Source organism: Halorubrum sp. SD612, from assembly GCF_002135005.1.
This window is the reverse complement of sequence record NZ_NEWI01000122.1, coordinates 1-8,019: the sequence shown is the minus strand read 5'-3', so window position 1 is coordinate 8,019 and position 8,019 is coordinate 1. Positions and strand designations below refer to the sequence as shown.

Annotated in this window: 11 protein-coding genes; 5 read left to right on the top strand and 6 right to left on the bottom strand. The window is 70.5% G+C overall.

Translation table 11 applies throughout. The features are described from left to right. From B9G38_RS12685 to B9G38_RS12665, 5 genes are all read left to right on the top strand, one after another. The coding region (locus B9G38_RS12685; protein ID WP_233127209.1) for a DUF2103 domain-containing protein at positions 1–354 on the top strand (354 nt) is incomplete at its 5' end. 131 nt (positions 355–485) lie between these two features. After that, entirely contained in the window at positions 486–1,184 is a 699-nt protein-coding gene (locus B9G38_RS12680; protein WP_049931285.1) for a LysE family translocator, read from the top strand. 91 nt (positions 1,185–1,275) lie between these two features. Then, complete coding sequence (locus tag B9G38_RS12675; protein WP_086220597.1) at positions 1,276–2,328, top strand: NAD(P)-dependent glycerol-1-phosphate dehydrogenase; 1,053 nt, start codon at positions 1,276–1,278, stop codon at positions 2,326–2,328. Positions 2,329–2,461: 133 nt separating this feature from the next. After that, positions 2,462–3,121 carry a DUF420 domain-containing protein gene (locus B9G38_RS12670; RefSeq protein ID WP_049931287.1) on the top strand — a complete coding sequence of 220 codons (660 nt, stop codon included), beginning with the start codon at positions 2,462–2,464 and terminating at the stop codon, positions 3,119–3,121. Between the two features lie 93 nt (positions 3,122–3,214). Continuing rightward, positions 3,215–4,537 carry a M28 family peptidase gene (locus B9G38_RS12665; protein ID WP_086215853.1) on the top strand — a complete coding sequence of 441 codons (1,323 nt, stop codon included), beginning with the start codon at positions 3,215–3,217 and terminating at the stop codon, positions 4,535–4,537. Positions 4,538–4,573: 36 nt separating this feature from the next. Here B9G38_RS12665 and B9G38_RS12660 read toward each other — a convergent pair whose 3' ends face one another. The 6 genes from B9G38_RS12660 to B9G38_RS12635 form a co-directional block, all read right to left on the bottom strand. After that, the gene (locus B9G38_RS12660) at positions 4,574–5,017 is read right to left on the bottom strand and encodes a hypothetical protein (protein ID WP_049931289.1); all 444 of its coding nucleotides are present in this window, start codon (positions 5,015–5,017) and stop codon (positions 4,574–4,576) included. A 162-nt stretch (positions 5,018–5,179) separates the two neighbouring features. Further along, the gene (locus B9G38_RS12655; RefSeq protein WP_086220596.1) at positions 5,180–5,911 is read right to left on the bottom strand and encodes an NAD(+)/NADH kinase; all 732 of its coding nucleotides are present in this window, start codon (positions 5,909–5,911) and stop codon (positions 5,180–5,182) included. A 113-nt stretch (positions 5,912–6,024) separates the two neighbouring features. Continuing rightward, positions 6,025–6,309 carry a hypothetical protein gene (locus B9G38_RS12650; protein ID WP_049931291.1) on the bottom strand — a complete coding sequence of 95 codons (285 nt, stop codon included), beginning with the start codon at positions 6,307–6,309 and terminating at the stop codon, positions 6,025–6,027. A 4-nt stretch (positions 6,310–6,313) separates the two neighbouring features. Next, complete coding sequence (locus B9G38_RS12645) at positions 6,314–6,745, bottom strand: hypothetical protein (RefSeq protein ID WP_049931292.1); 432 nt, start codon at positions 6,743–6,745, stop codon at positions 6,314–6,316. Positions 6,746–6,828: 83 nt separating this feature from the next. Further along, positions 6,829–7,617 carry a cytochrome b gene (locus B9G38_RS12640; protein WP_049931294.1) on the bottom strand — a complete coding sequence of 263 codons (789 nt, stop codon included), beginning with the start codon at positions 7,615–7,617 and terminating at the stop codon, positions 6,829–6,831. Positions 7,618–7,621: 4 nt separating this feature from the next. After that, positions 7,622–8,019: cytochrome b N-terminal domain-containing protein (locus B9G38_RS12635; RefSeq protein WP_198945685.1), on the bottom strand; the 398-nt coding region annotated here is incomplete at its 5' end.

Genomic DNA, 8,019 nt, shown 5'->3' with positions numbered 1-8,019 from the left:
GACCGGTCGCTGGCGGTGGTCGAGACCCCGCCGCGCGAGAAGATCGGCGGGTCGCACTCGACGCTCATCGGCGACCGCAAGGGGCGGAAGGCCGTCCAGACCGTCGCGGAACACCCGCACGTGAAGAAGATCGTTCCCGGTCCCATCGACGCCGGCGGGACGGGGTCGCGGACCGGCCTCCGCGCGAAGGCGACGCGCGCGGGGACCAACGGCAACGTCCGGCTACTCCTGCGGGACGGCTCCAGCGTCCAGGAGAACCGGATCGTCACCACGGCGATGGACCGCGAGACCGGCGAGCGCGTCCGCGAGGACCTCAACGAGGCGCTCCGGGACGCGGAGCTCCAAGACGTGTAGCTTCCGGCCCCGCCCGCCGTGTGCGGATCTGGCGTCCGATGTCCGTATCTCGGTCGCAGCGCCCGGAAGCGGCCACTACCGACCGCGTCGCTGTCGCGGGGTTTTTCACGAGACCGGTCGTTGCGAGCGGTGTGAGTACCCTCGTCACGCTCGGCGCGGGCGTCGTCTTCGGGCTGGCGCTCGCGGCGCCGCCCGGTCCGATGAACGCGGTGATCGCCGAGGAGGCCGTCCTCCGCGGTCGCTTCGCCGGCTTCCGGGCCGGCCTCGGCGCGGCGACCGCCGACGCGATCTTCTTCGTCCTCGCGTACGTCGGCGTCGTCGCGGTCGTGGAGTCGTTCCCGCTGTTACAGGGCGTCATGGTCGCGGTCGGCGGCGTCCTTATGCTGTACTTCGCCGTCGGCGCGGCCCAAGGCGCGCGGGCGTCGTTCCGTCCGACCTCCGGCGAGGAGCCGATCGCGGCCGAGGGGAAGGGGTTCCGCAAGGCGCTGGTGCTCGCCCTGACGAACCCGTACCAGGTGCTGTTCTGGCTGACGATCGGCGTCGGCCTGCTTCAGCCGGGCGAACTCGACGTGTTGTCCCGGCTCCCGGTGGTCGGAGCCGACCTCGCCGGGACGCTCGTGGTCGCCACCGGCTCGCCCGCGCTCATCGGCGGGTTCTTCCTCGGCGTGCTGGTCTGGGTCCTCGGCTTCCCCACGGGACTCGTCGCCGCGGAGCGCAGGATCGAGGCGTTCGCCCCGATCGTCGCCGTCGCGTCGGCGTTCGTGCTCGCCGGCTTCGGCGTCTACTTCCTCTACGACGCGGCGACGACGCTGGCCGCGCTTGGGGCGTAACCGGGGCGGCCGTCGCCCGTCGGCCGCTCCGCGGCGGTCGCGCCCGCCGTACATGGACAACGGCTTTGACCCGTCGGCGCGACCGTCCCGTATGTTCGAGAAGACGACGTGGATCAAGCTCCCGCGGAACGTCCTCGTGGGACACGATGTTCTCGACGACCTCGGGGAGGCGGTCGGCGAGCTCTATCTCACCGGGCGGCCGCTGATCGTGACGAGCCCGACGCCGAACGAGATCGCCGGCGACCGCGTCAGAGCCCAGTTCGACGACCCCGCGACCGCGGTCGTGGAGAACGCCTCCTTCGCGGCCGTCGAGGACCTGAAGGAGACCGCGGAGGCGGTCGACCCGGGCTACCTCATCGCGCTCGGCGGCGGCAAGCCGATCGACATCGCGAAGATGGCAGCCGACCACCTCGACGTCGGCTTCGTCTCCGTCCCGACGGTCGCCTCCCACGACGGTATCGTCTCGGGGCGCTCGTCGATCCCAGAGGGCGACACGCGCCACTCGGTCGCCGCCGACCCGCCGCTCGCCGTCGTGGCGGACACGACGCTGCTCGCGGACGCCCCGTGGCGGCTCACCACCGCGGGTTGTGCGGACATCATCTCCAACTACACCGCGGTGAAGGACTGGCGGCTCGCCCGCCGCCTGCGGAACGTCGAGTACAGCGAGTACGCGGGCGCGCTCTCGGAGATGACCGCGGAGCTGCTCGTCGAGAACGCCGACATGATCCGGCCGGGCCTAGAGGAGTCGGCGTGGGTCGTGGTGAAGGCGCTCGTCTCCTCCGGGGTCGCGATGTCGATCGCCGGCTCCTCGCGGCCCGCCTCGGGCGCGGAACACCTCATCTCCCACCAGCTCGACCGCATCGCGCCCGGTAAGGCGCTCCACGGCCACCAGGTCGGCGTGGCGTCGATCGTGACGGAGTTCCTCCACAGCGGCGAGAACGGGCGGTGGGCGGCGATCCGCGACGCGCTCGCCGAGCTCGACGCCCCGACGACCGCGGGCGAGCTGGGGATCGACGACGCGGAGCTCATCGCCGCGCTCACGAGCGCCCACGAGATCCGCGACCGCTACACCATCCTCCAGGGCGGGATCAACGAGGAGGCGGCGATAGGGGTCGCGACCGCGACCGGCGTCATCGAGGAGTGATCCCGGTTCGGCGCGCGGGACGCCGCCGGACGGCCCCGCGTCGCCCCCGCCGAACGGCCCCGCGTCGTCCCCGATCGCCGGCTCTCGATTCCGACCTCGAAAGGCCAATAACGCTCCCGGGAGTACACCTGATATGTCCACCGCCAGCGTTCGCGACCGGGCCAAAGAGCGGGCCACCGCGATAACCGTCCTCCTCACCGTCGTCGGCTACGGCGCCGTGGGGGGCGTGTTCCTCGTTCCGGAGTTCCAAGCGCTGTTCCCGACGCTCACGCAGGAAACGGTCAATCTGCTCGCGCACGCCATCGCGGCCGTCAACACGGTCACCGTGATCTCCCTCTCGCTCGGCTGGTACTGGATCCGGAACGACGAGGTGAAAAAGCACGCGGCGGCGATGACGACGTCGTTCGTCCTCATCCTCCTGTTCCTCGGGATGTACCTCCCGAAGGTCGCCGGGGGCGGCACCAAGGAGTTCGTCCTCGACTCGTCGTACGCGTGGGTCCCGCTGTGGGACTGGGTGTACCCCGCGTACCTGATCATGCTCGCGATCCACATCATTCTCTCCGTGGTCTCGGTCCCCGTCGTCCTCTACGCGATCGTCCTCGGGCTCACCCACACCGAACAGGAGCTCCGGACGGAGACGCCACACCGGCGCGTCGGTCGGATCGCCGCGAGCGCGTGGATCCTCTCGCTCGCGCTCGGGGTCGTCACCTACCTCCTCTTGAACCACCTGTACGACTCGACGTTCGCGGCCGCCGAGGCCGCGACGGTCCTCCTGCCGGCCGTCCCGGTCTAACTCCTCTCCCTCGGCCCCGGCGTCTCGCCGGGGGATCCCGGCCGCCCCCGCCGCCACCGAAACGCTTGACCGGCGGCCGCGACACCCACACCCATGACCGACTGGATCGGCGAGACGTTCACGAGCGACGCGGGCTGGAACCACCTCCTCGACCTCGTCGACGTCGGCGACCGCATGGCCGGCTCGGCGGGCGAGCGCGAGGCGCTTGAGCTGACCCGCGACGCGTTCGCCGCGGCCGGCGCGCGGAACGCCGCGGTCGAGGAGTTCGAGATACAGGGCTGGGAGCGCGGCGACAGCGCGGTCCGCGAGGCCGCGACGGACGAGCCGGTCGCCGTCGGCCCGAACGCCTGTATCGCGCTACCGCGCAGCCCGAGCGCCGAGGTGACCGGGGAGTTCGTCGACCTCGGTCACGGCGTTCCAGCGGACTTCGAGGCCGACCTCGAGGGGAAGGTCGTGATGGTGTCGTCGGACACCCCCGACGCCGTCGACCGATTCATCCATCGCCGGGAGAAGTACTACCGCGCGGTCGACGCCGGCGCCGCCGCCTTCGTCTTCGCCAACCACGTCGAGGGGACCCTCCCGCCGACCGGGAGTGTCGGGACCGCGGAGGCGCCCGTGGGGGCGATCCCGGCGGTCGGCGTCTCGAAGGAGGCCGGCGCCCGGCTGGCGCGGCGACGCGAGGGCGATGACCTGACCGTCGCGGTCGACTGCGAGACGCCGACGGCGACGAGCGGCAACGCGGTCGCCGAACTCGGCCCCGACACCGACGAACACCTGCTCGTCTCCTCGCACGTCGACGCCCACGACATCGCGGAGGGCGCGATGGACAACGGGGCGGGGACGGCGACGATCGTCGAGGTCGCGCGGGCGCTCGCTGCGCGCGAGGGCGAGCTCGACGTGCGGGTCCGGTTCGCCGCGTTCGGCGCCGAGGAGGTCGGGCTCGTCGGCTCGTCCGTGGCCGCCGAGGCGGCCGACAGGGAGGCGGTCCGCGCGGTCGTCAACGTCGACAGCAACGTGTTCGGTCGGACGCTGCGGCTCGACCACCACGACTTCGACGCGCTGGCGGCGGCCGCCGACCGTGTGAGCGACCGCTTCGACCACCCGATCGCGACGGGGAGCGAGCTGGTCCCCCACAGCGACCACTGGCCGTTCGTGAAGCGGGGGATCCCCGGGTACATGGTCTCGGGCGAGACCGAGGGGCGCGGCCGCGGCTGGGGCCACACCCACGCCGACACGCTGGATAAGCTGGAGTCGCGAAACCTCCGCGAGCAGGCGATCCTCCTGACCGAGCTGGTCGTCGAGCTCGCCGAGGCGGACGCGTCGGTTCCCCGCCGCGACACCGACGAGATCGCGGCGGCGCTCGAAGCCGAGGGGAAGGCGACGGGGATGAAGCTCACCGGCGACTGGCCGTTCTGACGCGAGGCGAGCGAGAAAGCGGCGGTCCGCGGTTCGTCAGGCGACGACGAACTGGTTCCAGATCCCTTCGACGAGGAAGAACAGCGCGAAGTACGACGACCACACCAACACAACGAGCGAGGCGGCGATCGAGCTCTTCGGCGCCTCGATCGTCATGTCGTTCCGGGCCTCGACGTTGCGGGCCTCCAGCTCGAAGAAGTCGGCGACGAACATCGCGAGGACGAGCACGGAGAGGATCGTTCCTCTCACCGGCGAACCGAGGATGTAGACGAACGAGAGGAGGACGAGCCCGACGTTAGTGAACACGTGCGGCGTGTACGCCTCCACGCTGTCCGCCTCCTGTCCCTGTTCGACGTGCCGCCTGTGCGCGAGGTGCCGCGTGGCGAGGTTCGCGACTGTCATCACGAAGATCGCGTACGGCAGCGCCGGCCCGACGGCCGACAGCCAGCCGAGGGGAACGAGGAACTGCAGTGGGTCCATATCCACCACTTCCGTTCACGACGTATTAGAGTGTTTCCGATCAGCGCGCCCGCGGGGAGGGGCGGCGTCGCTGCGATCGGAACGAGCCGTCCGTCGCTGCGATCGGAACGAGCCGTCCGTCGCTGCGATCGGAACGAGCCGTCGCCGCCACCGGGGGAGGGATCACCCCTGCTCCGCCGTCGGAGCGAGGAGATCGACCGTCGTCGCGGCCTCGATCCTGACCGCGCGATGTGGCTCGACAGTCCCCCAGCGGTCCCCGTCGACGACCAGCGCGACCGACTCCTCCTCGCGCTCGACGGTGACCTCGAGGCGGCCGCTCGCGACCCACGTGTCGGGAGCGGTCGTGAACGGCGAGACGGGGACGACCGCGAGGCCCGCCCCGGGCGATACCAGCGGCCCGCCGGCCGCCGCCGCATACCCCTCACTCCCGAGCGGCGTCGCGACCACGGCGCCGTCCGCGCGCACCGACGCCGACTCGCCGTCGGAGAACGCGATCTCGTACTCGGATATCCGGGCCGGCGCCGCCGTCACGAACGCGACGTCGGCGGCCGCGAACCGGCGGCGACTATCCGGCCGTTCGACCGCGACGACCGAATGAGCGACGCGGGAGAACACGTCGAACTCGGGAGCCGGCCCGTCGACGACGAGGTCGGTCACGAGACTCGGGTCGACCGCGTGACGGCCCGTTCCGACCGGGAGGATCGGGTGGCCGCGCGTGTCCGTACTCGCGGCCGCGCGCATCGCCTCGCGGAGCGCGGCCTCGCCGACGGCGACGACCACGTCTGCCTCGGCGCGGTCGACGAGCGGGGCGCCCGCGTCGGTCGCCGCCGATCGGATCGCCGCCGCTGGGTCGCCCTCGCCGAGAACCGCGAAGGGGCGCGTCGGCTCACTCATGGCCGAGGGTGGGACGAGCGGCGGTGAAAATCCCTCGGTTCGCCGGCGGTCGCCGTCGCGTCGCCGGTGAACGGCGCGAGGAAGAGCGGAGAAACGAGACGAGCGTTTCGCGTTCAGTTCGCGGCGGCGTCTTCGTCGCCGCCGTTGAGAGCGTCGCGGAGCTGGCGGCTAGCCGGGATGAGCACCCAGAACGTCGCCGCGCCGAGCACCATCAGCCAGAAGAACATGTCGCCCGCGAACACGCCGATCTCGCCGTACGCCGTGTTCACGCCCTCCGCCGGGTTCACGAGCTGCGACACCTGGTAGTACGACGGCGTCCGGTACCAGCCGCCGAAGGTGATCCACCCGAGACCGCCGATCGCGAACAGGGCGAAGCCCTTCATGAACTCGTCTGCCATTATCTCATGTTTCGCTGGGGTCGTCTTGAGACTTTCCCATCCCCTGTCCGCGGAACCGGGTCCCGAGCACGTACACGGCGGTTCCGAGGATAATGAATCCCACGCCCGTGATCGCCAGTATCGCCACCAGCACGTCTTCCGGGGGCAGGAGTCCGGCGTTGTCGAGCAGATAGACGATGGTCGTCCGGACGAAGCTGATCTGGAGCGTCGCGGCGTCGATGAGGGTGAACCCGACGAAGTAGGTGACGACCGCGGCGAGCGTCGAGAAGACGGTGACGGCCTTGTACAGCCGGAACGGGACGACGATCTCTCGGCCGCTCGGGCCCTCCCGCGGGCCCGTCGGCTCGGTGCGGGGCTCGGCGTCGTCGTCGGCCGCGATCGGATCGCCGGTCTCGTCGAACGCCTGCGAGGAGTCGCCGTCTGTTGAGGATGACATGGGTGATACGGAGCGTCTGAACGGCTGGACCGGACCGCGACCGCGCGTCGGTCACGGGGGCGAAGCGGGCGGGGCTCGACCGGTTACTTCGGCGGGCGGAGCATGAAGTACCGGCGGTTGAGGTCGTACATGTACCCCTCGCGCATCGTCTTCAACACCGCGTAGGTGATGATGCCGGCGACGACGGGGAGCATGAACACGAGCGAGAACAGCAGCTCGAGCGGGACGGGGAAGAAGTTCTGGATGGCGAGCACCGCCAGCGTGATCGCCAGCACGACGCCGGTCATCCCGAGCGCCGCCCAGCCCGGCTCCTCGACGGGACGCCGCGCGTTCCCCTTGTTGAGGAAGGGGACGAGCGTGATGACGCCGAAGATGGCGCCGTGGGCCACGAGCCCGTACAGCTCGTTGGACATGACGATGTTGCCGCCCAACACCGCGAGTTCGGGGTTGATCGGGCTGAGTTTCAGCAGTCCGAACGACCAGTAGAGGTACCAGTCGGGCAGGATGATCGCCGGCGTCGATCCGGGGTTCGCCGGGTCCCCGAAGTGCCCCGGAAGGATCGACGCCACGAGCAGCATGATCCCGAGGAAGAACGACGTGATAGCGAGGTTCCGGATCGTCTCGTGGGGCCACGTCGGGAAGCCGAGCACGTCGCGCTCGACGTACGTGGACTCCGCGCGGAGGTCCTCGTCTTCGCGGCGGGACCGCTCAAAGTACTGGTAGGTGAGCTGTGCGAGCCCCTGGCTGCGCTCCTTGCGCTCCGACCAGGTCGGCGTCTCGTCGTCCGGCGGGACGGTCGCCGGGGGGCCGCCGTCGGTCCGCGCCTCGTCGTCGGTGCCTCCGTCCGTCATGGGAGTGGTGTCGTCGGTCATTGGATTAGTGCGGTTCCGCGATGCCCTGCACCCAGACGATGCCCACGTGGACCGCGATGAGCGCGGTGACCACGAACGGCAGCACGAACACGTGCAGGATGTACATTCTCACGAGCGTCGCCTGTCCGAGGGTGAAGCCGCCGAACAGCAACTGGGCCGCCCACTCGCCCACGATCGGGGTCGCGAGCGCCAGTTCGACGCCGATCTGCGCCGCCCAGAAGGACAGCTGCTTCCACGGGAGGACGTACCCGGAGAAGCCGAACAGCAGCGTCAGGGCGATGAGCACGACGCCGAGGATCCAGTTGACCTCGCGCGGCTCCTTGTACGCGCCGGTGAAGTAGACGCGCAGCATGTGGAGGAACACCGCCGCCACCATGAACTGCGCCGCCCAGCGGTGGATCG

Coding starts and splice junctions, on each gene's coding strand:
- B9G38_RS12655 (WP_086220596.1), bottom strand. CDS start 5,911: ATGAGTGAGCCGACGCGCCCCTTCGCGGTTCTCGGCGAGGGCGACCCA.
- B9G38_RS12645 (WP_049931292.1), bottom strand. CDS start 6,745: ATGTCATCCTCAACAGACGGCGACTCCTCGCAGGCGTTCGACGAGACC.
- B9G38_RS12675 (WP_086220597.1), top strand. CDS start 1,276: ATGTTCGAGAAGACGACGTGGATCAAGCTCCCGCGGAACGTCCTCGTG.
- B9G38_RS12665 (WP_086215853.1), top strand. CDS start 3,215: ATGACCGACTGGATCGGCGAGACGTTCACGAGCGACGCGGGCTGGAAC.
- B9G38_RS12650 (WP_049931291.1), bottom strand. CDS start 6,309: ATGGCAGACGAGTTCATGAAGGGCTTCGCCCTGTTCGCGATCGGCGGT.
- B9G38_RS12670 (WP_049931287.1), top strand. CDS start 2,462: ATGTCCACCGCCAGCGTTCGCGACCGGGCCAAAGAGCGGGCCACCGCG.
- B9G38_RS12660 (WP_049931289.1), bottom strand. CDS start 5,017: ATGGACCCACTGCAGTTCCTCGTTCCCCTCGGCTGGCTGTCGGCCGTC.
- B9G38_RS12640 (WP_049931294.1), bottom strand. CDS start 7,617: ATGACCGACGACACCACTCCCATGACGGACGGAGGCACCGACGACGAG.